This window comes from Paenibacillus mesophilus (assembly GCF_005938385.1).
GTDB lineage: Bacteria > Bacillota > Bacilli > Paenibacillales > NBRC-103111 > Paenibacillus_AB > Paenibacillus_AB mesophilus.
Window position 1 is genome coordinate 21146 of record NZ_VCRA01000029.1, and the last position, 24058, is coordinate 45203.

The 24058-nt window shown below is 55.2% G+C and carries 20 protein-coding genes; 14 read left to right on the top strand and 6 right to left on the bottom strand.

Annotated features, from left to right (window positions below):
• Window positions 1-29 precede the first annotated feature (29 nt).
• From FE783_RS30835 to FE783_RS30845, 3 genes are all read left to right on the top strand, one after another.
• Window positions 30-1040: a MerR family transcriptional regulator gene (locus FE783_RS30835; RefSeq protein ID WP_138883246.1), complete on the top strand. Its 1011-nt coding sequence runs from the start codon at window positions 30-32 to the stop codon at window positions 1038-1040.
• An 87-nt stretch (window positions 1041-1127) separates the two neighbouring features.
• Window positions 1128-1826 (top strand): class I SAM-dependent methyltransferase, encoded by a 699-nt coding sequence (locus FE783_RS30840; protein WP_138883247.1) that lies wholly within the window; start codon window positions 1128-1130, stop codon window positions 1824-1826.
• Window positions 1827-1999: 173 nt separating this feature from the next.
• Complete coding sequence (locus tag FE783_RS30845; RefSeq protein ID WP_238403319.1) at window positions 2000-3619, top strand: stalk domain-containing protein; 1620 nt, start codon at window positions 2000-2002, stop codon at window positions 3617-3619.
• A gap of 198 nt (window positions 3620-3817) precedes the next feature.
• Here the strand turns inward: FE783_RS30845 and FE783_RS30850 are convergent, their stop codons facing one another.
• Together FE783_RS30850 and FE783_RS30855 are read right to left on the bottom strand one after the other, a co-directional pair.
• A complete protein-coding gene (locus FE783_RS30850; protein ID WP_138883248.1) occupies window positions 3818-6310 on the bottom strand; it encodes a glycosyl hydrolase family 28-related protein in 2493 nt (830 codons plus the stop codon).
• A gap of 59 nt (window positions 6311-6369) precedes the next feature.
• Entirely contained in the window at window positions 6370-7716 is a 1347-nt protein-coding gene (locus tag FE783_RS30855) for an ABC transporter substrate-binding protein (RefSeq protein ID WP_138883249.1), read from the bottom strand.
• A 348-nt stretch (window positions 7717-8064) separates the two neighbouring features.
• Here FE783_RS30855 and FE783_RS30860 point away from each other — a divergent pair, with 348 nt between their 5' ends.
• The 3 genes from FE783_RS30860 to FE783_RS30870 are packed head-to-tail and all read left to right on the top strand — an operon-like array spanning window position 8065 to window position 12318.
• Window positions 8065-9912 carry a hypothetical protein gene (locus FE783_RS30860; RefSeq protein ID WP_138883250.1) on the top strand — a complete coding sequence of 616 codons (1848 nt, stop codon included), beginning with the start codon at window positions 8065-8067 and terminating at the stop codon, window positions 9910-9912.
• 17 nt (window positions 9913-9929) lie between these two features.
• Window positions 9930-10955 carry a dienelactone hydrolase family protein gene (locus tag FE783_RS30865; RefSeq protein ID WP_138883251.1) on the top strand — a complete coding sequence of 342 codons (1026 nt, stop codon included), beginning with the start codon at window positions 9930-9932 and terminating at the stop codon, window positions 10953-10955.
• 22 nt (window positions 10956-10977) lie between these two features.
• Window positions 10978-12318 (top strand): ABC transporter substrate-binding protein, encoded by a 1341-nt coding sequence (locus FE783_RS30870; RefSeq protein ID WP_158302138.1) that lies wholly within the window; start codon window positions 10978-10980, stop codon window positions 12316-12318.
• A gap of 87 nt (window positions 12319-12405) precedes the next feature.
• Here FE783_RS30870 and FE783_RS30875 read toward each other — a convergent pair whose 3' ends face one another.
• Entirely contained in the window at window positions 12406-14616 is a 2211-nt protein-coding gene (locus tag FE783_RS30875) for a helix-turn-helix transcriptional regulator (protein ID WP_138883253.1), read from the bottom strand.
• 189 nt (window positions 14617-14805) lie between these two features.
• On the bottom strand, window positions 14806-15567 hold the full coding sequence (locus FE783_RS30880; RefSeq protein WP_238403320.1) for an SDR family oxidoreductase: 762 nt from the start codon (window positions 15565-15567) through the stop codon (window positions 14806-14808).
• Window positions 15568-15791: 224 nt separating this feature from the next.
• Here FE783_RS30880 and FE783_RS30885 point away from each other — a divergent pair, with 224 nt between their 5' ends.
• From FE783_RS30885 to FE783_RS30895, 3 genes are all read left to right on the top strand, one after another.
• On the top strand, window positions 15792-16412 hold the full coding sequence (locus tag FE783_RS30885) for a TetR/AcrR family transcriptional regulator (protein WP_138883255.1): 621 nt from the start codon (window positions 15792-15794) through the stop codon (window positions 16410-16412).
• Between the two features lie 134 nt (window positions 16413-16546).
• Window positions 16547-17485, top strand: a complete 939-nt coding sequence (locus tag FE783_RS30890; protein WP_138883256.1) for an amidoligase family protein — start codon at window positions 16547-16549, stop codon at window positions 17483-17485.
• An 81-nt stretch (window positions 17486-17566) separates the two neighbouring features.
• Entirely contained in the window at window positions 17567-18325 is a 759-nt protein-coding gene (locus FE783_RS30895) for a 2-phosphosulfolactate phosphatase (protein ID WP_138883257.1), read from the top strand.
• Between the two features lie 84 nt (window positions 18326-18409).
• Here FE783_RS30895 and FE783_RS30900 read toward each other — a convergent pair whose 3' ends face one another.
• On the bottom strand, window positions 18410-19123 hold the full coding sequence (locus FE783_RS30900) for a queuosine precursor transporter (protein WP_138883258.1): 714 nt from the start codon (window positions 19121-19123) through the stop codon (window positions 18410-18412).
• Window positions 19124-19419: 296 nt separating this feature from the next.
• On the opposite strand from FE783_RS30900, the gene FE783_RS30905 reads away from it, so the two are divergent.
• The 5 genes from FE783_RS30905 (at window position 19420) to FE783_RS30925 (ending at window position 23692) form a co-directional block, all read left to right on the top strand.
• Entirely contained in the window at window positions 19420-19821 is a 402-nt protein-coding gene (locus tag FE783_RS30905) for a GntR family transcriptional regulator (protein WP_138883259.1), read from the top strand.
• Between the two features lies 1 nt (window position 19822).
• A complete protein-coding gene (locus FE783_RS30910; protein WP_138883260.1) occupies window positions 19823-20536 on the top strand; it encodes an ABC transporter ATP-binding protein in 714 nt (237 codons plus the stop codon).
• Window positions 20533-21291: an ABC transporter permease gene (locus FE783_RS30915; RefSeq protein WP_138883261.1), complete on the top strand. Its 759-nt coding sequence runs from the start codon at window positions 20533-20535 to the stop codon at window positions 21289-21291. Before FE783_RS30910 ends, FE783_RS30915 begins: the two co-directional genes overlap by 4 nt.
• Before the next feature lie 261 nt (window positions 21292-21552).
• Window positions 21553-22521 (top strand): ABC transporter ATP-binding protein, encoded by a 969-nt coding sequence (locus tag FE783_RS30920; RefSeq protein WP_238403321.1) that lies wholly within the window; start codon window positions 21553-21555, stop codon window positions 22519-22521.
• A 28-nt stretch (window positions 22522-22549) separates the two neighbouring features.
• Window positions 22550-23692, top strand: coding sequence for an ABC transporter permease (locus FE783_RS30925; protein ID WP_138883262.1), 1143 nt, complete (start codon window positions 22550-22552; stop codon window positions 23690-23692).
• A 1-nt stretch (window position 23693) separates the two neighbouring features.
• Here FE783_RS30925 and FE783_RS30930 read toward each other — a convergent pair whose 3' ends face one another.
• Window positions 23694-23945 carry a hypothetical protein gene (locus FE783_RS30930; protein WP_238403322.1) on the bottom strand — a complete coding sequence of 84 codons (252 nt, stop codon included), beginning with the start codon at window positions 23943-23945 and terminating at the stop codon, window positions 23694-23696.
• Window positions 23946-24058 lie beyond the last annotated feature (113 nt).

The following is a 24058-nucleotide window of genomic DNA, read 5'->3' on the forward strand; positions in this document are numbered from 1 at the left end:
AAGATTGAGGAAGGAAGGTCGCTTCGGACATGAAAATCAAAGAAATTGCCGAAAAACTGCATATTTCGCCGAGAGCGATCCGGTTCTACGAGGAAAAGGGGCTGCTTGCTCCGGTCAAAGACGGGAGCGGATACCGCTCTTTCGACGAAGCCGACGTCGAACGGCTGCAGATCGTCATCGCGCTCAGGGAAGCGGGGATGCCGCTCGAATATATCCGCATGTCGCTTGCCGCGAATAGTGCCGGCGATTGCGGGCCGCTCCGCCGGGATCTGGAAATTCAGCGCTCCGCCATGGCGTCCAAATGGATCGAATTGAAGCAAATGATTGAAACGGCGGACCGGATGCTTGCGCTCATGAATGAGCGGGAATCGGTCCCGGTCGAGGAGCTGTACCGGATCGCCGGGCAGTCCAGAACGAGGCGGGAGCAGCGCAGCGACTGGCACGACCGGTGGAACTACGACGGTTTGGCCTCGACGCACGATGTGCGTGTAGAAAGCGAATCGGGCGAATATTCCGGCTACGCGGAAGCGCTCGATCTGGTGGCGGGCTGGATTTCGGCTTTGCCGACCGAAGAGGGGCTGGATCTCGGCACGGGAACGGGGAATTTGGCCGGCAGACTGCTGCGGCAAGGCGCCAGGATGGCGGGAGTGGACCAATCGGAGCAGATGCTGAAGCGGTGCCGTGCGAAATTTCCGCAGATGGAGACGCGAATCGGCAATATGCTCGCCATCCCGTATACGGAGGGGAGATTCGATTTTATCGTGTCGAGTTTCGCCCTTCATCATTTGTCCCAAGATCAAATCCGGCTCGCGCTGGAGGAAATGCGCAGAGTGCTGAAACCGCGCGGCCGGGTCTGCATCGCCGACCTGCTGTTCCCGGATAATCGTACAAAGGAATCGTATGCGGAAAGCTTCCCCGAATACGGCGAATACGCCCTTCTGCCGGAGCTGACCGATTGGCTTACGCAGCGTGATTATATCGTCAAAACCCACCCGATGAACGAGCTGCTTCATATTGTGTATGCGGTACCGATTCGATAGCAGGCAAATCGCCAATAAGGGGGATTGACCTTCCCGTTACGTCAACCGTTAAGATCGGAGTCGTACACAACGAAGGAGGGATTTCCATTGCCTGATCATGCAACAATTTATTCGGAACAAGCGGCGAAATACGATTTGCTCATTTCCAAACAGCCGGTTTTGGACGACATTATCGGAAGGATCAAAGCATTCGACGGTCTGGATGTCGTGGACCTCGGTGCCGGAACCGGGAGGCTCGCAGCGGCGCTGGCCGCAAGGGCGAAGTCGGTTGTGGCGCTCGACGCGTCACGGGCGATGCTGGACATTGCCGCAGGAAAGCTTGCGAGCGTGGGGCTGGCGAATTGGAGCGTCGGAGTGGCCGATCACCGCAAGCTGCCCTTGGACAGCCAAAGCGCGGATTTGATCGTGTCGGGCTGGAGCATCAGTTATTCGGCCAATGCGGGCGTCTCCGAATGGGAGCGTAATTTGCGCGAGATTATCGGCGAGATGAAGCGGGTGCTCCGGCCCGGAGGAACGATCGTTATCCTGGAAACGTTGGGGACGGGTACGGAGGTTCCGGACCCGCCGGAATTTTTGCGGGCTTACTACGCGGCTTTGACCGATCTGTACGGGTTTTCCCACCGATGGATCCGAACCGATTACGAATTCGAGCATATCGGTCAAGCCGAGGAGCTGGCGGGATTTTTTTTCGGCGACGAAATGGCGGAACGGGTACTGGCGAATAACTGGGTCCGGCTGCCCGAATGTGCCGGGGTATGGTGGCTTCATCCGAAATGTACTGAATGAAGCTAACCTGTTATCGACAGTCTGAGGGGCTGTCGCTCTTATTTACCGATTGAAATAATGGCTCCCATCTGGTAATGGTTTCCACGAATAGCGCAACCTTCCGCATTTCCAAGCGTCTATTTCAAGAAAATGGAATAAATGCTTGAGGAAAATGTGGATCGAGGTGGAGAGGTTTGAAAAAACGTTTGTTCAAAACAGCGATGCAGCTGCTAGTCGGTACGGCGCTCTTGGCGAACTTTACGCCCGGAGCAATGGCCGAGCAGACGCGGCTCGACCAGCGTACACAAGCGGAGGTTGAAGCCGTTCGGCTTCTTTCGGATCAAGGTGTCGCACCGGATACGCTAGAGCTTCTGGGACCTAAAGCGGAGTTGGCCGCCGATGTGTTACGTAGCAGGCAACCGAGCAGGCAGGAGCTGGATCGGCTGATTGACGGTCTTGTGAAATACTTGGACGGTCCCGGTACGATCAGCGGTAACGTGATCGAAGGGAAGGCGGAGTACGGAACGGGCGAACTTTATGTGCCGCGTGGAGCGGTGCTCGTAGAAAGAATGCTTAGCCGCAAGCCCATGGAGCTGTCCTTGAACGATCAGCTTGCGGTAGTGGCTCCTTGGGAAGAGTTCCTTCAACCGGTTTATTTGGGCGACAGTGTTTATTTCCCCCTATACCGGATGATGACGATGCTTGGAGGGGATGCAGAGTGGAATGGCGCTGATTGGGAAGTGACGGCGATCGCTCCATGGGGGGCTCGGTGGAAGATCCCGATCGGCGGGAATGAGGTACGGAATCAAGCCGGAGAAACGTTAGCGACGCTTTCCAATCCGACTTTGCTGGTAGACAACCAAGTGCTTGTGCCTTACGATTTCTGGAACACAATCACCGGTTATCGTGTAGACTGGGACCAGTCGGGGAAATCGCTGCTTGTTGTAACAGAACCGCTGTTCAATCCTCAAGCTCCGGTCCTGGGTTACGCCGCTTCGGCCCTCGGCTATGTGGTAGCCGACCTGAACATGAAAGTGAATGGCCGCTACGCTCGTTTGACCCATTTGCCTATCAGCTACGAAGGCATTGTTTATTATCCGATGGACCTTGTAGGAAAAATACTGGACTTATCTGCAGCGTACGATAGCCAAACAAGGCGGCTTAAGCTGGAGACCGACAATACGATCCGATCGGAGCGTTCCGGACAGCCGGTGCAGCCATCGCCCCGTATATCCGCTTTTGCGGTCGATTTAATCCCGTTCATCCAATATTCGTTCAATAACCAGCCGCATCATCAGCTTACCTATCCGCTGGTCGTGAACCAGGGCCGGTTGTATGTGCCGATTAATGAACTTGCGGCCATAGCGGGCTATCGGGTCGATTATACCGCTGCGGACAAAACATTGCATTTGACAAAGCCGCTCTCCGGGCAAATTCGCGATAAGCTTATGCCGGGCTTACCCCGAGACGATGTGCGCGCGCTGCTCGGCAATCAGCTCAAGGTAGTGTACGATACTTCGAACGGTACGCGAAGCTGGGAGTATCGATTCCTTGCCGATGCAGCGATTCCATCCGTCGAGTCGCCCGAACAGAAGGTGCCGGATTCCATGCGGTCGGGTCGCTATGCGTTTGCGGTTGTCGATCGTGAGGCTCTTCGAAGCGAAAAGCTTTCCTTACAGCTCTTTGTTCATCACGAGCCGAACAGCAAGAATATGAGCGGGTACTCGCTGTACACGAACACACCCGAAGGTATACTTGAGACTACCCTGAACTCTGACGGAAGCTTGACAGAACGATTGCTTACAGATGGTTGACCGAAATGGGAATTCTATAGTTGTGAAGCTCGAAGTTGAGGCAAAAGGAAGGGGTATTGCTCCCCTTCCTTTCGAATTATCGATAAGGAAAGTTTAACTTCGCTAAAGCGTTAAAGCGAAGTGAGACTTTCCTTACCAAGAAAAACTTCAGCTAAGTCGCGGTCGCTCAACTTTGAAGTACGTCGATAGACGTTTTTCTTATTTCAATAGCGTCAGCGAGAAACGAGTCGTCCCTTGCGCAATAGATTGGCTTGTCGGATTGGCAAGATAGAAGGAGATGACGCCTTTGCTCTTCACATATCCGACGGCTGTTAATCCTTGCAGCGCAATATCGGTGCCGATCGTAACCGCGTCGCCGGGCACGGCTTCCGGATGGGAAATGTCGGACGATGCTTGCGTACTGCCTGCAGAGATGGCCGGGACGTTCCATGTATGGTTTACCGTCAGCAGGGGAACGCCTTCGGACAAGTTCGTATGATCCGCGCTGTAGACATTGCTGAGGCCGTTCGGGTCAGAACCGTTTCCATAAAAGGTCGGATTCGGCATGCCGAGGAAGCTGTTGCCGATAAGCCTCGGCCTTTCTACCAAACCTTCGAACAAGACCGTCCAGCCCCATCGCCACGTCATCCCCGATCCATTTTTACCGACGAACCTGTTGTTGATGAGACGGATATTTGTAAAGCCGTCGTTCACGGCGGTAGTCATGTTCTGGGACGGATGACAGTAAAACAAGGTATGGCTGTGGCTCATGCTGCTGTTGCGCACCTCCAGTCCATCGATCGCATTGATTTGGAACACATGCGAAGAAGCAATGGTAGGATGCAATCGGACCGATTCTATCACCGAATCGTGAAACTTCATCACCCTGGCATGATACGAACGGACACCTTCAAACGATATTTTGCTCCACAGGCAATGGCTCATAACGTGACTCATCGAATCGATACCATAATGCTGCACGGAAGGGTCCGCCTTCAGGATCAGATCCTCAAATCGGCAATTAACGAGCGAGGCGGCATAATAAGTCGTTCCGTCCGTATGGGTAAACGTTTTCAACTTTCCGCTGCTATTGACAAGATGGCTCGCCTGCATATCCGGCGGAATCAGCACTTTTATACAAGCTTGCGAAGCCGGCGATCCTGCGGCAATTTCCAACGTCGAACGTTGAAGCGTAACGCCATTTGCCTGCGGCAAGTAGGAATGCTCAAAGTATCGCCATTGACTGATGCCCCCGCTTTGCACTTGTTGTTTCGAGTCGTAATCGCCGTCGTAAGTCCATCCTGCCGAGTTGCGAACCAGAGTCGTATCGTCGCTGCCTTCCCGATAAAGGATGTATGTCTTGCCGCTTTGGAAAACGACAGGTATTTGAGATACGATATGGCACCGGTCCACTACGGCATAACGGACCCGGTTGAATACTAAACCATTGATAGTACCATGGAAATAACTGTCCGCGACATGCAAATGCTCGCTATACTCGTATTCGTCGCTGCTCCTCAGCCAAATCCCGGTCAAGTAGCCGCGCACATCCGCCCGTTCGATCTGAATGTAACGGCTCCCGTATCCGACGTTGATCCCCCGGGCGCCGAGCACCCCGTCGCTTGTCACCCTTATGTCACGGATGCTGCACTTGACACCGTGTTTATATTCGAATCCAATCGTATTCACCTTGCCGATGCGGATTCTCCGATCGTGGATCGCGTAGCTCCAGTAGACGAGCGCACCATAAGTCACATTTGCATTATCGTGAATGTGAACATTGTCCCAACTGCCGTCCGAGCAGAAAAAGGTGCGGATCGCATTGCCTGTAATCGGCAGCTGTCCGGCTGAGGTTTGAGCGAATGTGATGCGAAGATTGGAGTTGGAAAATCCGTCTACTTTGCGCATCGTGATGACCGCTCCTGTCCTTCTGGCAACGCAAATCTCGAGATTGGCTATACCGACATTCGCAATGCGGTAGTCGTCACCGCCGTACTGCCGAGGGTCGAAATAATCGATGTTCTCGTAGTAGGGAAGGTTGCTGGCGTTCGTCATCCCAAGCCCGCCCCGATTGTCCCACACATGAATACAGCTATCACCCGCCCCCGGCTCCAGAAACAGCAGCTTGGAGTTGCCCTCGCCGCTCAAAAACACGTTGCTCCGCCGAATCGCCAATTGATTGCCGCGGATCGCATAGGTGCCATCCGGAAAGACAACCGTTCCGCCATCGGACGTATACGCGGCATCGATTGCATTCTGAATGGCTGCCGTATCGTCAGCTATGCCATCCCCTTTGGCGCCGAACCAGCCGACACGGAGCGTCCCGTCATACTTTCTCTTGAATCGGGCTCCGGAAACGGACACGAGTACCGTGCCTGTATTATCCGCGGAAGTCGTATCCGCAGGATCGAAGCCGAAATGTCCTTCTTGGCCCGGATCGGTTACATAATAGATGTAGCGGGGATCCGGATCGGAGAGTTCCCTTAACTGCGCGATCGTTGCCGCCACGCAGCACCCCATATCCGTCAATGGACCGTTAGGAGCATACACGGCACCGGTGACGGAAGGCGCGTCGATCCAGACAAACGCCCTTCCCGCCGCACCGGCCACCCCCGCAGTCGCTACCCCCGCAGCGGTAACTCCTATCGATGACAGCAGCTTTCTTCGACTTAGCATTGGATACGATTCATTACTTTGTTTTTCCCGATTCAAGACGATCTCCTCCCGGTTTATGATCGGCTTCCGCCCGAAGCGCAGGCGAACGCGAATACTTATTTGTTCGCCGCCTCCAAAGCTTCGATCTGTTTGTTGGCCCGTTCTTCCGCCGCCTTTAACGCCGTATTGTAATCGCTTTTGCCCGTAACCATTTCGCTGAACGCGCTGTTCATTTCCGAGATGGCGATGCCGTTATATTTCGACATGTACGCAGGCGGCGCGAACGTTTCCGGCCGGAACGCCTGCAAATTTTTTCCTTTGTATTCCGGCGCATTTTGGGCGAAAGCTTGGCGAATTTCTTTGCTCTTCAGCACGGTCAAAATGCCGGCGCGCGATTTCTGCATCTGGAATTCGTCCGACGCCAAGTAAGCCAGCGCTTTAAAGGCTTCCTCCTTATGCTCGCTCACGCTCGTCAAATAGAAGAACAGCGGCCACGATTGCGGTCCGACGCCGGGCGAATCTGTAAACGACGGGATTTGCGCGAAATCGTAGTTGATCCCTTCGAACGACAAATCCCCGATTCCGGTTCCGGATACCGGAAGCCACATCGCTAACCGCTGCTCCTTATGGAACAAGTTCCTCGTCGTTCCGCCGCCCAATTGATTGACCGTCACTTGGTTGCCCGGTATTTCATAGAAACGGAGCATATTGCCGATGTAGTCTTTCCATTTGGGGCTTGTAAAATCGGCTTTGCGCGTCGTCGGATGAATGAAGCCGAGCGAGAACGAATTGCGCAGCATTGCATCGACCGGCGAGATGATCGTGCCGTAATACTGGATACCGCCTTCGCTGCGGGATAACTTTTTGGTCGTCTCGTAAAGGTCGTCCCACGTCATCTTGTCGCTCGGATAGGCGACGCCGAACTTGTCGAACAAATCCTTGTTGTAAACGATCGGGGAAGCGGCGCCGTTGACGGGCATCCCGTACATCCCTCCGCCGGCCAGCTGCTTGGCGAGGGCGACGGTAGTCGGATCAATGCGCTCCAGGTCGAACTGATGTTTTTTGATAAAAGGCGTCATATCGAATTGCAGCTTGTTGTCCTCGATATTCGCGTAGAAGCCGGACAACGCCACGATGACGACGTCGAGCCGGGATTTAGCGGCGATCATTTCCTTAATAGGCGCGGCGCTCTTGGGCACGAACGTAATTTTCATATGCGGATACTTTTTCTCGATCGCCTTGCCGTAATTCTCCATGAAGTTTTCGGCGCTCCAGCCGAAGGTTGCATCTTTTAATACTAGCTCGACCGGCTCCGGCGGTTTGGCGGCATCTTGGCCGACCGGTCCGGCACCGCCGCCGCTTCCTTTCTCGTCCGCCTTTCCATTGTTGCCCCCGCAGGCCGATGCCAGCATCGCCATAGCTAACGCGGTCGCCAGCGCTTTATAATTCCTTGCGCGCTTCATTTTCTAGCCCCTTTCCTATTCGTGAGGTTGGTTACGCTTTCATTGTCTACTATTGACGGGTGATGTGAACAGGGCAAATTTTTTGACAATCGTGCCGAATTTTTGTCAGCGGGCTTTGTTCTTTGGCCGCTGCGCAAAGATACGGCCTGACGGTCGAAAAAATGGTATCGCGATCGCAAATAATCGGAATCCATCATAACGATTTGGCATATTCAGGTCCAGCCCCGGGGTGGACAATGAAAAAGCACCGCGTAAACGAAACAGGAAAGGGGGCGCGATGTATGAACGACGCGGAGCGATTGGATGAGGAGGAAACAAAAGAAAAGAAGAAAGGGGTGTTTGCGGCGTATGAACAATCAAGAGATGCAATCCGAATCCGGATTGTGCTGCCACGGTACCCCCGTACAGGCTGACGAGGGGAGAACCGCTGCGATTTGTACGAATAATCGGGGAGATACGCGACTCGTAATCGCCGCGCGCGGTTACGCGGTGATTGTCGATCCGCAGGAGGGGACCAGCAAGCAAGTCCACTTTCCGGCAAACAACAAAGATTATCCGTACGCCAGCTTAAGCAGCCGCAGCGGCATGTTTTATGTGGGGGCGGGAAACTTGCTGATGGCGCTGGACCCGTTCGCAGGCCGCTTCGTCGATTGCTGCGAGGCGGGGCATTCCGGAGAGGCAGTCGGATTCAGCTTGGCGGAAGATTCGGGCGGTACCATCTATGCGGCCTCCTACCCGACATGCCGGTTGCATGAATACGTGCCAAGCTCGCGGACTTTGACGGAGCTTGGTCGGCTCGACGTTCAAGAGGATTACCCGTTTCATCTGGCGGTGGACCGAGATGGATGGGTCTATGCCGGAATCGGCACGGAACGGTGCGTCATCTCCGCTCGCGACCCGGAGAATGGCGAAGTCCGCTTATTGGTTGTCGGAGAGGATCGCGTAAGCGGCAAGGGCATCGTGAGGCTCGGGTCCGATGGCGAGGTATATGGTCGACTGGCGCCATCTTCGATTTCCGAGCCGCAGCCGTGGTTTCGCTTGAAGCGGGGAGCGGCGATCCCGATTTCGGATCGCGAGGTTGCCGATAGCGATTATACCGGCACGGGGTTCCAAACCGTGCATCGCCGTTTCCCCGCTCCATGGCGTCTATTGCGCTATAGCTTGCCGGACAAGGAAGCGGTCGTGATGAACGAAACATGCGGTCGGGAGCTTCTGCTTCCGTTGTCTTATGAATCGGAAGGGGCTGATCTGTCCCCTCTTGCAGCCGGACCGGACGGTAACCTATACGGCACTTCCAATCATCCGCTGCATTTGTACCGTTACGATCCGCAAGCGGATGTCCTGCAAGATCTGGGGGGAAGATGGACCGAGAAAAACGGAAATATTTGCGCTTATGCGATACAGGGAAATTGGATCGCCGGTGCCGCCTACGCAGGCGGGCATGTGTTTATCATCGATACGTCCCGTCCCTTTCATCAGGAACCCGGGGAAGCGGAAAACCCGAGGCTGGTCGCCTCCGTGCCTGAAATTTACCGTCCTCGCTGCGCGTTGGCTCATCCGGATGGGGAGCATGTGATTTTCGGCGGATACGGGAATTATGGTGTGGTCGGAGGAGGATTGTACATTCGCAACCTGGCCGACAGAACCGAACAAGTGCTGACGCCCGACCGCCTGATTCGGCATCACAGTACGATGTGCATCGTCCCGTTGCCGGGCGGCGATCTTCTATGCGGTACGAGCGTCGAGGCTCCGGGCGGCGGCAAACCGAAAGATACGGAAGGGCGGCTTTACCGGTTGGACTGGCGAACCAAAGAAGTCGTTTATAGCGAGGCGCCTATTCCGGGAGCGCGCGAGATCGCTTTGATGGAGATAGACTCGGCGGGCTTGGTGCATGCCTTTACCGATAAGCTCTATTTCGTCTATGACCCGCAAGCCCGTCGTGTTCTCCGACAGGAAGAAATCGCCGCTTTGGGCGGATTGGTGCGGCAAGGACTCGTCAAGAGCGAGGCGGGCCGGATCTACGGTTTACGCGGGCAGGCGATCTTTACAATCGATACGGATACGTGCAGACTGGTGTGCTTGCTCAAGCCGCCTCATAAGATCACTTCCGGGCTCGCCCTGCTGAACGACCGCCTGTATTATGCCAGCGGGAAGCAACTATGGAGCATGCGGCTGGGGGCGTCCGAGCACACCTGAGTGGAGGGGATGCATGTATGGTTTATGTACTGCAGCAATTAAATGACAATGGAGTACCGCCGTTGCTGGCAGACGCTGCTTCAGCGGAGCAGTGGCGGATTAAGCGGGAAGGGATTCGGCGTATTTGGATGGAGTATGTGGGAGAGCATCCGAATCGGCAGCCTACCGGATATGAAGTGCTGTCGAAGGTGGAGTTTGCCGACCATTCGCGGCTTCATATCCGCTACGGAACCACAAACGGAGATGAGGTCACCGCTTATCTTCTTCTGCCAAGCGACCGGCGAGCCGGGCCGCTTCCGGCGGTATTGGCGCTTCATCCGACGATCGGGAACGGCAAGGAGGACACCGCGACATTTCAAGGGCGCAGCAATCGGCGATATGGGTTTGAACTTGCGCAGCGCGGATATGTCGTGCTTGCGCCGGATACGATTACTGCAGGCGAGCGGGCCTCCTCGCTGTCGGAAGCCTATCGTACGGCGGCATTTTACGAAAGCAACCCGGGCTGGACGGCTGTCGGCAAGATGCTGATCGATCATCTGTATGGCGTCGATTTGCTGTGCGCTTTGCCCGAGGTGGACCCGGGGCGGATCGGGGCGATCGGACATTCTCTCGGCGGTTATAATAGCTTCTTTCTGGCCGGTCTGGACGATCGGATCCGGGCCTTCGTCAGCAGCTGCGGTTTTTGCACCTTCGCGGGCGATCCGACACCGAATCGATGGGGGGAACGGGATTGGTTCTCGCATATTCCCCGCCTGACCGAAGATTTGAACAGAGGCGAAGTCCCTTTCGAATTTCACGAGATTGCCGCGCTAGCCGCGCCAATCCCGGCATTTTACTATAGCGGCCAGCAGGATCCGATTTTTCCGAATTGGCAGTCGTACTCGCAAGGAATGGATCGGTTGTTCGAGCTGTACCGGTTGTTGGACAAGGCCGATTCCTTTCATTATGTGATGACAAACGGCGGACATGATTTTCCCGGCGCTGTTCGGCAGATGGCATATGCCTTCTTGGACAGGCATTTGGGAAAAGAGCAAACCTACTAAATGGAAAGAGGGTCGATTCCGAATGTATAAGTATAAGAAGCTGTTCCATTGTCTGATCGGTTCGTCGTTAGTCGTTCTGCTTGCCGCTTGCGGCGACGGAGGCGGTGGTCCGGACCAAACCGTCGGGCAGAAGCCCGCGGACAAAGCGGAGAAGCCTCCCGAACCGGTCGAATTGAAAATCCATGCCTCCGGAGTAGCGGAACAGGAGTTCAATACCCGCTTCAAAGACGTGCTGCGCAAAAAGTATCCGCACATCACGATCACCTGGCTGCCGTCCAGCGGAGCTTCGAACTCGGTTGCCGAGTACGTTGCCCGCGGCGAGATTCCCGATATTATACGCAATATTTCCAGCACGATCCGCACCAACTACTTGGATCTTGGGCTCGGATACGACCTGAACGAGATGGTCAAGAAATATAAGTACGATTTGACCCGCTTCAATCCGATCTTTATTGACGGCTTGAAAAATTTGACTTCGCCAAACGGAGAGCTGTACGGCCTCCCGGTTTCGCCGTTCTTTTCGCGGGTACTGTATTACAACAAAGATTTGTTCGACAAATTCGGCCAGCCTTACTTGAAAGACGGCATGACCTGGGACGAAGTATACGACGCGGCCCGCAAGATGACCCGCGTGGAGAACGGAGTCGTTTACCGCGGGTTCAGCGCCAATGTCAGCTCTTTATTGACGTACAATGAATATTCTCTCTCTACTTTGGACCCGGCCAAGGACGATCTGTCGAGCTTCGAGACGTGGAAAAAAATATTTGACAACTATATGCGGTTTTATCAAATACCGAACAATACGATCGGGAAAACGGTAGCCGAGGAAAGCACCATGTTCCAGAAAGGGACGGTCGCCATTCATTCCGACATTTACTCGCCGTATCTCAACTTGAGCATGCTTCCCAATTGGGACATGGCATCGATCCCGATCATCGCCGGGGCGCCCAAAAAAATCGGCATATTCCCGCCCGGGTATTTGCTCATTACGAAGCAAAGCAAGCATAAGGACGAAGCGTTCAAGGTCATCATGGAATTGCTCGGCGACGACGTTCAGATGAACGATTCCCGCAACGGATTTTTGCCGACGTTGGCCGACAAAAGCATATTGAGCGTTTTGAGCCAGAACAGCGACGCGTTCAAAGGCAAGAATATGAAAGCCGTCAGCTACTACGAATTCGCTCCGCTCCGTCCGGCACGCGCGAAAGGGATGACCGTTATCGATACGAATACGGCGGACGCCCTGCTGCGGGATGCATTCATGAATTCGGCGCTCGGCAACGAGGACGTCAATTCGGCATTAAGGAAAACGGACGAGCTGCTGCGCAAAGAAGTGGAGAAGGAGAAAAGCAAGACAAAGTGAACGGCGTTTCTATTGGACGAAAATGAAAATAGGGGCTGTCCCGATAAAGGGGCAGCCCCTTGTTCCGCGTCAATCGGCGCATGGGCTTTATGGCTCGGAGAAGGCAGATTCGGCGAAAGGCATTTTGCGGTACTGCATCGGGGTTACGCCGAACTTGCTTTTGAAGCGGGCGCAAAAATAGCGGGCGTTGCTGTAGCCGACCTTCTCCGCAATATCTTTTGTCGACAGGGCGGTATGGCGCAGCAGCTCGCAGGCGCTGTCCAAGCGGGCGTTGGTCAAGTAATCGATAAAAGGAACTCCGATCCGTTCCCTGAACTGCCTGGATAAATAAGAAGTCGACAAGCCTGTCAGCGCGGCCAACTGATCGAGCGAAATATCTTCATGCAGATGGTCCCGAATATACGACGTCAAGGTGGAGGCAAGCTCGTGCTGGGATCGCCGCATAATGTGCTGCTCGATATGCCCCGTCACTTGAATGCTCAATGTGCGTATCGCCTCGAGCGAATCATGCCAATTATCCGCTCGGACCAATTGAGTCGACAGCGCTGCGGGGAAAAGACGTTCTTTCATGTTAACGTCGAGAACGACTTTCGATACGATCATCGCAAGCTGCATCAGACAAAACTGGACGGCCTCCAAAGGAACGGAGCGGCTGCCCGCAACCATCGCAAATTGCTCGAGGAACTGCTCTACGGCGGCCCGGTCGCCTGCGCGCATCGCATTTTCAAGCGGCTCATATTGAATTTGCGGCATTTCGTTGCGTGCGCTCAATTCGTCATGATCCATAATCGTATTCACGCCGAACAGAAACTTATAGGCCAAAGCGGCCTCGGCCTGCTCGAACGACTTGGCGATTTCCTCGGGCGACCGAGCCGTACCGCCTATGCCTGCGGCGAACGAAGCTGCTCCTCCCGCGCCATGCAGCACGGCATGAAGCTCGGCCAGTATTTGCTCGCGCAACGATGCGCTATCGTCGGCGTAATACAGAACGCTCCATTCGCCCGGGCGGTTCTCCACGGCGAGATGCGCGAGAGACAGCTTGCGAGTCGCCAGCACGGCCGTTTCCTTCGCTTTATCGCCGCGCCAGATCACGTTGACCACGACGTAAGCGGAGGCGGCGGGAACCGCTTCGACGGCTTCGTCTTCGGTCATTCGTCCGTGCAGCAAGTCGAGCAGCTTGCTGCCGCTCAGCTTTTGGGACAAATATTGGATCGTATGATGCAATTCCGTCATGACGTAGTCCAAAGCCTGAAGCTCGTTGCGCTGCTGCTTCGGGTACAAGCCGGCGTTCCGTTCCTTCAAGCGTTGAATCAAATGCTGAACCGGCTTGTATGATTTGAAGGCGAGGAAGTAGGCGAGTACGATGCCGATAGCGGCCGTCCCCAAACCGATCCATACGATGGTGCTCCTCATGTTGGTGGAGGCGGGTGCAGAAATGTCGGGCGGAGCCATCGCCGCATACGCCCATTGTTCCCCTTCCCGCTGTAAGGAAAGAAAGTGTACGTCGCCATTCGTTCGCCCGTTCCAGCCGGCTTTCACCTCGGACCTATCCGCGGCGGACGCATTGCTCGAGCCTGCCATATAGCCGTCCGGGATGTGATACATAAACAGCTTTTCCCGCGAGTCTGCGAGAAACCGGTCCATGACGGTATGAAACAGGTCGGCGCGAATATCGATCAGCAAATATCCTTGAATGTCTTTGCCCGCTGCCCGCTCGGGGAATGAAATGACATAGGTCATCAAACGGTCGCGAACGCCGAGTCCGTAATCGACGTCCCGCAGTATCCAACGGTTCGTCCATGAATCGTCCGATTTAAGCAAACGAATCAACCCGGCTCCGGGAGTACGGTCCCCGAACGGGAAGAAGGCGTGCTTGTCGACCATGAAATCCGTGTTTTTGAAATAAAAAGTTACATTTTCGGCTTCCGGATGGTCGGCCACAATTTCTTTGAGATGGTTCGCCAAATGATAAATTTGATACATGCTTTGTCCGTATTCCTCGTAAAATACGGAGAATGGATCGCGCGCGGACGTATCGACGGCAGACAGCAGCTTGCCGAAGAAGGCGTTTTTATAGACGCCCGGATACGTATGTTCCATCTGCTCCTTTAACGCGGTCAAACGGCTGTTGCCGTTTTGCGCCTTCTCCTCGGCCGCGGCTCTTCCGGTCCGCTCGAGCATGAGAAAGACGCATACCGCGGATATCAGCAAGGCGATCAACGTATAGGACAGAAACAGCCGTCTGAAGTAAACGCTTTCCAAATAACGTGCGGATGTTCGAACAAGGGCGAGCTTCATTGCGACCAACTCCTAAGGCCATGTCGGGCTTAACGCCTCGATCATATCATGCGGCTGTGTCAAAAGTAAATGTATGTATACCGGCAAGCAACAATGAACGTTATCCCGCTGCACGAATGTAGCGCTCGACGTTAGTCTATACGAAAAAGGCCGTCTCAATCGAGACGGCCGTCCTTTCCTTTATCCAAATCAAAACGCCGTCCAACCCGCATCGGCGGTAATCACCGTACCGTTGACGAAGCTGGAATCGTCCGACGCGAGGAACAGTGCGACTGCGGCAATTTCCTCGGGCTCGCCCGTTCTCGGCATGACGCCCATACCCGGCATCACCTTATCCAGGCCGAATTCGTTCGGAACGGAGCCGCCCATGCCGATATTCGTTTTCACCCCGCCCGGTGCAATGGCATTGCAGCGAATGCCGAGCTTCGCGTATTGGTAGCCGACGTTTTTGGTCAAGCCGACGACGGCATGCTTCGCGGACGTATAAGCCGCGCCTGCTCTGGAGCCGTACAAACCGCCGACGGAGGCGATGTTCACGATCGTTCCCTTGCCTTTCTCCATGAAGATGGGCAGCGCTTTGCGAATCGCCCGCATCGGGCCCGTGGCATTAACCGCGAAGACGCGTTCCCACGATTCGTCCGTCAGCTCATGGGCAGGAACCATGCCGTCCATAATGCCTGCGTTGTTAACTAGTATATCCAATGTGCCGAAATTCTCGACTGCGGCGTCGATCATGTTCCGGACATCCTCTTCCTTCGCTACGTTGGCCGCTACCGAAACGGCGATGCCGTTGTTTGCTTGGATCAAGGCAACAGTTGCTTGCGCCGACTGCTCGTTCATGTCGGACACGATCACTTTGGCGCCTTCCTTGGCGAATAGTACGGCGATTTCCTTGCCCATTCCGGAGCCGGCTCCCGTCACTACGGCAACTTTTCCTTCGAGTTTCATCAACAAGACCTCCCGGATCGTTTGATTGTGCGACGAAATGATGTACAATAACGATAAGTCTCGGTGACAGATGTTGAAAAACGAACAACTGTCTACTAAAAGTATAGTCTTCTTTACAGGGGCGAACAATCAGTAAAACCTTTCGATTTGTACGGAAACGAACAGTAACGCCGTTTTTGTACAGCATCATGACCCGATTATGATTTCCAACTTTGCGGGGTTTTGACATGTCGGATACTTCCACGTTCCACAAGCCGGACAGAAGAGTCGCCAAAAGCAAGCAGGCGTTGAAGCAAGCGCTGCTGTCGCTTCTTGCCGGAAAAGACTTTCAGTCCGTCTCGATCACCGAAATCGTCCGGCTGGCCGATTGCAACCGCGGCACGTTTTACGCGCATTATGAGCATAAGGACGCTTTGCTCGCGGATGTGCTGGGCGATGTCACCTCGGGGCTGGTCGAAGCGTTCCGGGCACCGTACCGGGACAAAGACTTTTTTCATTTGGATGAGCTGCCCTATACGGCCGTTGCTTTGTTCGATCATGTTTATCTTCATGCCGAGCTGTATAAGACAATGCTGAACGGCAACGTGCTGCCCAATTTTCGGGAACAGCTGTTCCAAGCGTTGAAATCGGCTGCGCTGGACGATCTTTACGTCGATCCGAACGAAGCGTCTTCCAAGATCAACAACGAGCTGCAGATCATTTACCAGACTCACGCTTTACTGGGTCTTACGCTTCACTGGATTGAGGAAGGGTTCAAGTATACGCCCGACTACATGGCCGAGCAGCTTATGCTCATCCTGAACTGGAGACCCGGGAAAGTGATCATGAAGCACAGCCGCAAGCCGTAACCCAAACTTGAAAGGAAGGAGGGCCATCCGATGCCCAGACCGAAAATTCCCCGTTAACCGAGAGCGCGAGGGCCGCCTGCGCTTCTGCAGTCTCAAACCGGATTAACATAATCGAATGAGAGAGGGTAGAACGTATGTGGCCTAAGGACATAGATTGGAAAGATCTGAAGTTCGGAGTTGAAATCGAGTTTGTGGGCGGCGTCCCGGAGGAGGTCGAGCTGCTGCCGGGGTGGGAGATGTCGCTCGACGAGCGGCAATTCGACGAGACGGGGGCGGAATCGGGCAGCGAGCTTAAGCCGCCGCCGATCGTATGGGAGCAGCGGGAGCAGATCCGGGTCATGCTGGACCGGCTGAAGGCGCAAGGAGCGACCGCGAATTGGAGCTGCGGTCTTCATGTGCATGTCGGCTTGGAGCCATGGGGGCAGCCGGTAGTAAAGCCGATTCTGGAAGCCGCGATTTCGGTACAGGAGGCTCTGCGTGGGCTGCTGCGTACGAGCGAGCATCGCATGCTGTACGGTCCCCCGGTCACGCCGGAAATGCTGCAAAGCTACGTCCTCGAGCCGAATCCGTCGGCGCTGCGTCACCGCGGTCGTCCGCAATCCCACCGCTGTGGCATCAATGCGGCCGCTTGGTTCGATATCGGGACGGTAGAAATCCGCTACGCGAACGGATCGCTCGACTACGATGAAGTGCTTAACACGATTGAGCTGTGCCTTCGGTTCGTAGCGGCGATCGGAGCGAGACGCAAGCTTCCCGCCGACCCGGAGCGACTGGCACACGAGCTCGGCGCTCCGATCGGCGGGTATCCCGCGCCGGTGCCGCCTCCGCAATGGTACCGGGAGCGGATGTGGCTGGAGGATGCGCTGCTTCCGGTATTGACGCCCCATGTGCTGCGGCTTGAGCCGGATGGTGAAATTCATCATATCGTGCCGGTTGCGGAAGGCATGCTGGTCGCCGTCGAGAATCCGGACGGGCTGCTCACCAACTATTTATTCCGCCCGACGGCCGAAGGATGGGAGTTTTGCCGGCGATGCCGTAGTCTCGACCATGATGGGCGTGTCCGATTAGGATAGAGATAAAGGCGGCGCTTACAGCAGATAGCAAGGAGGGCCATTCCGCAGCGGAATGGCTCTCCTCTTCAAGGGAGGAAGCCCATGTTCGATCAATCCCCTTACGAATGCCGGGTGGAATGGGGCGAAAGAGGCGCGCGGGAAGCCGCCGCGAGAGGCGATATCGTCATCATTGTCGATGTGCTCAGCTTCTCCTCCACGGTAGTAACGGCGCTGCATCATGGGGCGGTCGTGTTCCCTCATGCCAAAGACGGCCGGGTTCGCGAATTCGCCGACCGGCATGGTGCGGAGGTGATCCTCGGCCGAGCCGAAGCGGCGTCTGCAGGCGCCCCGACATTGTCGCCGATCACATTCGGGCCTGAACACGCGGGACGTAAATTTGCTCTCTGCTCGCTGAACGGGGCCGTCTGCGCCCGGATCGGAGCGGCGGCGTCCGCCCTGCTGGTCGGGTGTCTGCTCAACGCTGGCTCCGTCGCCAAGGAAGCCAATCGGCTGCGACGCGTTAGCGGCGCATGCGTAACCGTTGTACCGTGCGGCGAGAAATGGAACGATCCGATAGAAGGAGAGAGCTTGCTGCGTCCGTCCTTGGAAGATTATTTGGGGGCGGGAGCGATCCTTCATGCGCTTGACGGAAGCCGATCGCCGGAAGCGGAAGTATGCGCGGGTGCATTCCGCCACGCGGCGCCCCGTATCCCCGAGCTTATATGGGATTGCGGCAGCGGGCGGGAGCTGCGTGTGAAAGGGTATGCCGACGACGTGAGGCATTGCTCCCGATTGGATCGTTACGCGACGGTTCCTAGGCTGTATGAAGAAAGGTTTGTCGAGTCCGCCGGACTGGAGTGATTGACGCGATCATTCCGAAGGCCGAGCGAGAAAAAGCCCCGAAGCGCCTCAGCAGGCGCCTTCGGGGCTTTTTTGCCGCGCGCGTTAACGGTCGGCGGGCAGCGCCTGCTCGTCCTCCTTGTGCTTGAAGCTGCGCGCGATATACATGACGGGCGTGGAAGCCGCCGTTATTACGAATTTGAATAAGTATGTCGAGATTAAAATTTGCACCCACACGCTGAATGAATATAAGCCGGCGAAAGCGATCGTGCAAAAGACGAGCGAATCGACCAATTGGCTTAACGCGGTGCTGCCGTTCGTTCGTATCCACAGCTGATTGTAGGAGGCGAACTTCGTTTTCAAATAGCTGTACACCCGGACGTCCAGAAACTGGCTGATGAAATAAGCGCACAGGCTGCCTGCGGCGAGCCGGGGCATCAGTCCGAATATCGAGCTCATCGCCTGCTGAGCCTCTTGGGCGATCGGCTCGTCCAGCGGCGTAAATACGAGCGCCATCTGCATCATGACCGTCGAAGCGAGCAGACTGAAGAAGCCGAACCATACCGCTTGCGTCGCCGCTTTCTTGCCGTATTTCTCGTTCAGCAGGTCGGTGGCCATATAAATGGACGTATAGATCGTATTGCCGAGCGTCATGACGATGCCGAGCAGCACGATCGTCTTGGTTACCTGGATGTTGGCCAGTACGGTGGCGAAGCCGATCCACGCGTAGAGGCCTTTTCGGCCGAACAGCCGGTAGCATAATAGAAACAACCCAAAATTGACAAGGACAAATACAATGCCCCAGAGCAAATTGAACATGCGCCATTCCTCCATAGTTTTGGTATCGCGGGATGGTTGCGAACCGCGTACGGGCAAAAGCCCGATTGAGCTATCATAGCAGATTCGTTCGCGCGGCGCACCAAAATCGATTAAAAAGACAACTACTTTGCAAATATTCATTCCAAAACGAGGAACCTATAATAGGATTGCAAGCGAGCAGGCTGCCGTCCATCTTTGTAAATCGATTACAAATGTCACTTGTCATAAGTGTATTAAGTGATATAATACACTTATGATAAGTGATGCAGTACTCATGGAAGACAGGAGGATCGCCTATGACAGGACAGCAGGTTGGCCCGCTTCGCTTCCAGATCGATTTCAGCCAACCGCTTTACGAGCAAATATTGGATCAGGTGCGGAGTTCGATCGCGAAAGGAGAAATCGGCTTGGGAGACAAAATGCCTTCGGTACGGGAGCTGGCGCAGGAGCTGCGGATGAATCCGAACACGGTGATGCGCGCGTATCAGGAATTGGAGCGGGACGGTTTGACGGAAAAACGGAGGGGGCAGGGCACTTATGTGACGTCCTCGCCAGAACGGGTACAGAAGTTCCGGACGGAGTTAGCCGCGCAATATATAGAAGCGTTCATGTCGCAGATGGAAAGCTTGGGGCTGACATGGGACGACATCGAGCAGTACGTGCAGCGGAAATCGGCTCCGGACAAAGGAGGGGCGTAAGATGACGCAACCGATCGTCGTTTGCGAGCAAGTAACGAAACGATACGGTAAGAAAGCCGCTCTTGATGGGCTCGACGTCACGATTCCGGCGGGCCGGATCGTAGGCGTCCTCGGTCCGAACGGCTGCGGCAAGTCGAGCTTGTTCCGGGCGATTACGGGGCTTGTGACGCCGGATGGAGGGAAGATCGAGGTGTTCGGCGGGAAGCCGGGCTGGCAGACGAATAAGCAGATCGCCTACATGCCCGACCGGGGGCGCTGGTATCCGAGCCATACAGTGCAGCAGGCGTTCGAATGGGGCCATACGTTTTTGCCGGGCTTCGACAAGGAAGGCGCGATCCGGTTCGCGGAATGGATGGACATCGATCCCGAGATGAAGATCGGCGGCATGAGCCGTGGACAAGAAGCCCGGATTATGCTCATCCTGTGCATCGCGCGCGATGTGCCGCTTATTATTCTGGACGAACCGTTCGCCGGCATCGACGTCATCTCGCGGGAGGCGATCGTTTCCGGCATCATCGACCATTTGGAAAACCGCGGACAATCGATGCTGATCAGCACGCACGATATTCAAGAGGTGGAAGGGCTGTTCGACTACACGGTCATGATGGACCAGGGCCGGGCGATATGGACCGGCGATACGGATGATTTGCGGGCCGAATACGGGTCTTTGCAAAATGTGTTTCGGACTTTGTACAAAAAGGAGTGGAGACGTTGACACCGACCGGTACGTTCTGGGCGCTCGTCCATCATGAATTCAAACTAAAAGGAAGCTGTCGGAAACGGAACCGTTCCCCGATCGCGAAATGGTGGTGGATCGCCTACTTATCTCTGATCGTGATCGCGGCGGTCAGCGCGACAACTTATTTCGCCATCAACAATACACTGCGGCTGGAAAATTTGTGGTTCGTAACGTTCGGTCTGCCTTATGTCTTATTTTTTCTCGGGTTCGGCAGCTTGAAGCGGGAGTGGGAAAACGATACGTTCGGCTGGTGGCTGACGCTGCCGTATCCGCGCCTATGGCTGGTCGGGTCCAAATGGATCGGCGGACTGCTGCGGGCTGTCTTGATATGGGGAATCATATTTGCGTTCGGCACGGTGTATGCAACGGTCATCGCTTTGTCGCTGGCATCTTATTCGTTCGCCGATGTCGGCTTCTTTATGAAGGCGGGCTTCCAATGGCTGTTCTTGATAATAGGCTTCAGTCCGCTGCTGACGTCGCTTGGCATATTGACCGCCAGCGCGCCGTATACGGCGATTCGCCCGCTTACTCCTATCCTCTGGGTCGCATTCATGGGCGGCGGCGGCTTGCTGTATTCGGGGTTGCCATCCGGCGGAGCGAACGGGGACAATTTCGCGGCGATTATGCCGTTTACTTGGAGCATCGTCGCCGCCATGGCCGTCGGATTGCTTGTCGCTTACGCGGTCATCCGCTTCTGCGCCTATTTGCTCGAACATAAATTGCATGTTTAAAGATGTTTGCGAAGTAAGCTCAGGCTGTTAAGAAAGTCAAATGAGAGGATTGAAATACAAAAAGGGGGCAGGGAGATGTGCGTAAAGCGAAGCGTCTGACTTTAAAATCGAGTTGTACCCGCTTAAATTCAAATAAGACAACTCGATTTTAACGGAAGTGGAGCGCATTCCCTGCCCTCTTGCCATCACTGCTTCCTCTCATTGCAGACTTTTTCAGTAGCCTCACGCTTGCGAAGTAAGTTTATTTTTAGGAGGAGAACTATGGAACAACTATTGACGAAGCCCCAAGGCGCGGCGGCTGCGAAAAACGGCGATATGCTGCTGGAAGTTGCCGGACTGCGCAAAGGCTACGGGAAGAAGCAAGCTCTGCATGACGTGACGTTTTCGCTGCGCGCCGGCTCGTCATTCGGTTTTCTCGGTCCGAACGGGGCGGGGAAATCGACGACGATGAAAATATTGACCGGCATCGTCAAAGCCGACAGCGGGCAGGTGAAGCTGTTCGGCCGGGACATTACGAACGATACCGGCGCGGTGGCGGAATATATCGGGTACGTCCCGCAAGAAATAACGCTCTATGAGAAAATGAGCGCATACGACAATCTCGAATTTTTCGGTCAGGCTTACGGCGTCCGCGGGAACGAATTGAAGCGGCGTATCCATGATGCACTGGAGAGGACCGGACTCGGCGACCGGGCGAAGGATGAGATCAAGACGTTTTCCGGCGGCATGAAACGGAGAATCAATATCGCGGCGGCGCTGCTGCACCGGCCGAAGCTGCTTATTCTGGACGAACCGACGGTAGGGATCGATCCGCAGTCGCGCAATCATATATTCGAAATGATTCGCGAGCTGAACGGCGAAGGCGTCACGATCATTTATTCGACCCACTATATGGAGGAGGTCGAAGTATTGTGCGACGAAATCGCCATTATGGATCAAGGGACGATCAAGGCGATAGGTCCGCTCGGCGAACTGCTGGAACGGTACGGGCGCAAAGCGATTTATGTGGAAGCGGCGGGGATGAAGGAGCCTCCGGGCGATCCCGATATCGTGAAGACGGTCAAAGAAGGCTCCGGATGGATCGTGGAAACGGACCGCGTCGGCACGGTGATGCAGCGTCTTCTGCATTCGGCTGCGCAGCACCGGTGGGATGTCAAGCAGCTGGAAGTCGTCAGACCGTCTTTGGAACAAGTATTTTTGACCGTAACCGGCACCGCGTTAAGGGATTAGCCGGATTCGATAAGAAGGAGGATAGGCGATGTTGGCGATTATTCGCAAAGAGATCAAACTGCTCCGGAAAGACAAGCACAGCTTCTTTTTCCTGCTGCTTATGCCGGTCATCTTCATCGTGATGTTCGCCTCCGTCTTCGGCGGCTCGGGCGACTCCGGCAACATTTCGCTCCATGTTGTCGACATGGACGGAACGGCTGCATCCAATGCTCTGCTGAAGCAGGCGGGGCAAATTATGGACGTGAAATCAGCTGAACCGGCTCAATTGGACGAACAAATCGATAACATCAAGAAAGGCCAATTTTCCGCCGTACTCGTCATCCCGGGCGGATTCGAGGCGGATATGAACCAGGGCAAGCCGGTGGACGTGAAGCTGTATCAGGACCCGGCGGCGCAAGCCTCGGTCGCCCCGATCCAAGCGATTCTGAACAGCATCTTCAACCAATACAGGGAGCAGAAGCTGTCGGACGCGCTGGTCCGGATGGGCCAGACGAAGGCGCAATCGGAGCAGACGCTCGCTTCCCCGATCCGCGTGGAGAACGTTTCGACTTCTTCGGACCGGTTCAGCTATATCGATCAGGTCGTACCCGGCATGACGGTCATGTTCGTGTTCTACATCATGATTACGATGGCGAAACGGTTTTTCGACGAGAAGAAGAGCGGTCTGCTGTCGAGAATACGCAGTACGGCCATCAAGCCGCTGCACTATTTGATCGGCATGTGGATCCCGTTCGTGCTGTTCGTTATCGCGCAGTGCACGCTGCTGTTCGCGTTCGGGCATTTCGTGTACGGCTTGAAGCTGGGAGATTTGTCCGCACTTGCTTTGATCATCGCCGGCTTGAGCATAGCGGGAACAGGTATCGGACTTGGCTTATCGTTCATCGTTCCCGGCGAAGGGGCGGCGATGGCGGTTACCCAGCTAATCGCCATGGGCGGAGCGATGGTCGGCGGCCTATGGATGCCGTCGTACATGATGCCCCAATTCGTGCAAAATATCGGACATTTTACGCCGCAGTTCTGGGCGCAGCATTCGCTGCTGGACGTCATTGCGCACGGAGCGGGCATCGGCGACGTAGCCGGCACCGTTCTCATTTTGCTTGCGTTCGGAGTGGCCGGACTGGCCGTCGCGTTTATCCGCTTGCCCGGCTTCCTGCGCTCAGCCGCCAACTGATTCAGGTCAGCCGTTCCTCCAGCGCCGTAATGGCCGAATAGCCGCATTTACCGCAAAACGTTTGGTGAATGCACTGATGGCGGGCGAGATCCGGGTAGCCGTTAGTCAGCTTGAGATCGTCGATTTGGCGGTACGGGGAGTAAGGGCCCGAATAATCGTCCAGGCGCCCGCCGTCCGTCAGAGGTTCGCCGCACTGCGGGCAAAGCGAGTTCAGCGCGATCATTCCGTTACAGTATGGGCATATGTAGGACACGGATATGTTCCACCTTCATATTGTCTTTTCAGGGTAGAATACCCTTAGTTGAAAGAGCGGATACATGTACGGGCTATTAATGAAGAAAAAAGAGGTACTCCTGCATGCGCAGA

What these genes read in the sequence shown, in the direction of transcription:
- FE783_RS30890 (WP_138883256.1), top strand. Translation starts at nt 16,547, where the DNA reads ATGTGGCCTAAGGACATAGATTGGAAAGATCTGAAGTTCGGAGTTGAA.
- FE783_RS30910 (WP_138883260.1), top strand. Translation starts at nt 19,823, where the DNA reads ATGACGCAACCGATCGTCGTTTGCGAGCAAGTAACGAAACGATACGGT.
- FE783_RS30920 (WP_238403321.1), top strand. Translation starts at nt 21,553, where the DNA reads ATGGAACAACTATTGACGAAGCCCCAAGGCGCGGCGGCTGCGAAAAAC.
- FE783_RS30885 (WP_138883255.1), top strand. Translation starts at nt 15,792, where the DNA reads ATGTCGGATACTTCCACGTTCCACAAGCCGGACAGAAGAGTCGCCAAA.
- FE783_RS30870 (WP_158302138.1), top strand. Translation starts at nt 10,978, where the DNA reads ATGTATAAGTATAAGAAGCTGTTCCATTGTCTGATCGGTTCGTCGTTA.
- FE783_RS30875 (WP_138883253.1), bottom strand. Translation starts at nt 14,616, where the DNA reads ATGAAGCTCGCCCTTGTTCGAACATCCGCACGTTATTTGGAAAGCGTT.
- FE783_RS30905 (WP_138883259.1), top strand. Translation starts at nt 19,420, where the DNA reads ATGACAGGACAGCAGGTTGGCCCGCTTCGCTTCCAGATCGATTTCAGC.
- FE783_RS30900 (WP_138883258.1), bottom strand. Translation starts at nt 19,123, where the DNA reads ATGTTCAATTTGCTCTGGGGCATTGTATTTGTCCTTGTCAATTTTGGG.
- FE783_RS30860 (WP_138883250.1), top strand. Translation starts at nt 8,065, where the DNA reads ATGAACAATCAAGAGATGCAATCCGAATCCGGATTGTGCTGCCACGGT.
- FE783_RS30855 (WP_138883249.1), bottom strand. Translation starts at nt 7,716, where the DNA reads ATGAAGCGCGCAAGGAATTATAAAGCGCTGGCGACCGCGTTAGCTATG.
- FE783_RS30925 (WP_138883262.1), top strand. Translation starts at nt 22,550, where the DNA reads ATGTTGGCGATTATTCGCAAAGAGATCAAACTGCTCCGGAAAGACAAG.
- FE783_RS30895 (WP_138883257.1), top strand. Translation starts at nt 17,567, where the DNA reads ATGTTCGATCAATCCCCTTACGAATGCCGGGTGGAATGGGGCGAAAGA.
- FE783_RS30835 (WP_138883246.1), top strand. Translation starts at nt 30, where the DNA reads ATGAAAATCAAAGAAATTGCCGAAAAACTGCATATTTCGCCGAGAGCG.
- FE783_RS30865 (WP_138883251.1), top strand. Translation starts at nt 9,930, where the DNA reads ATGGTTTATGTACTGCAGCAATTAAATGACAATGGAGTACCGCCGTTG.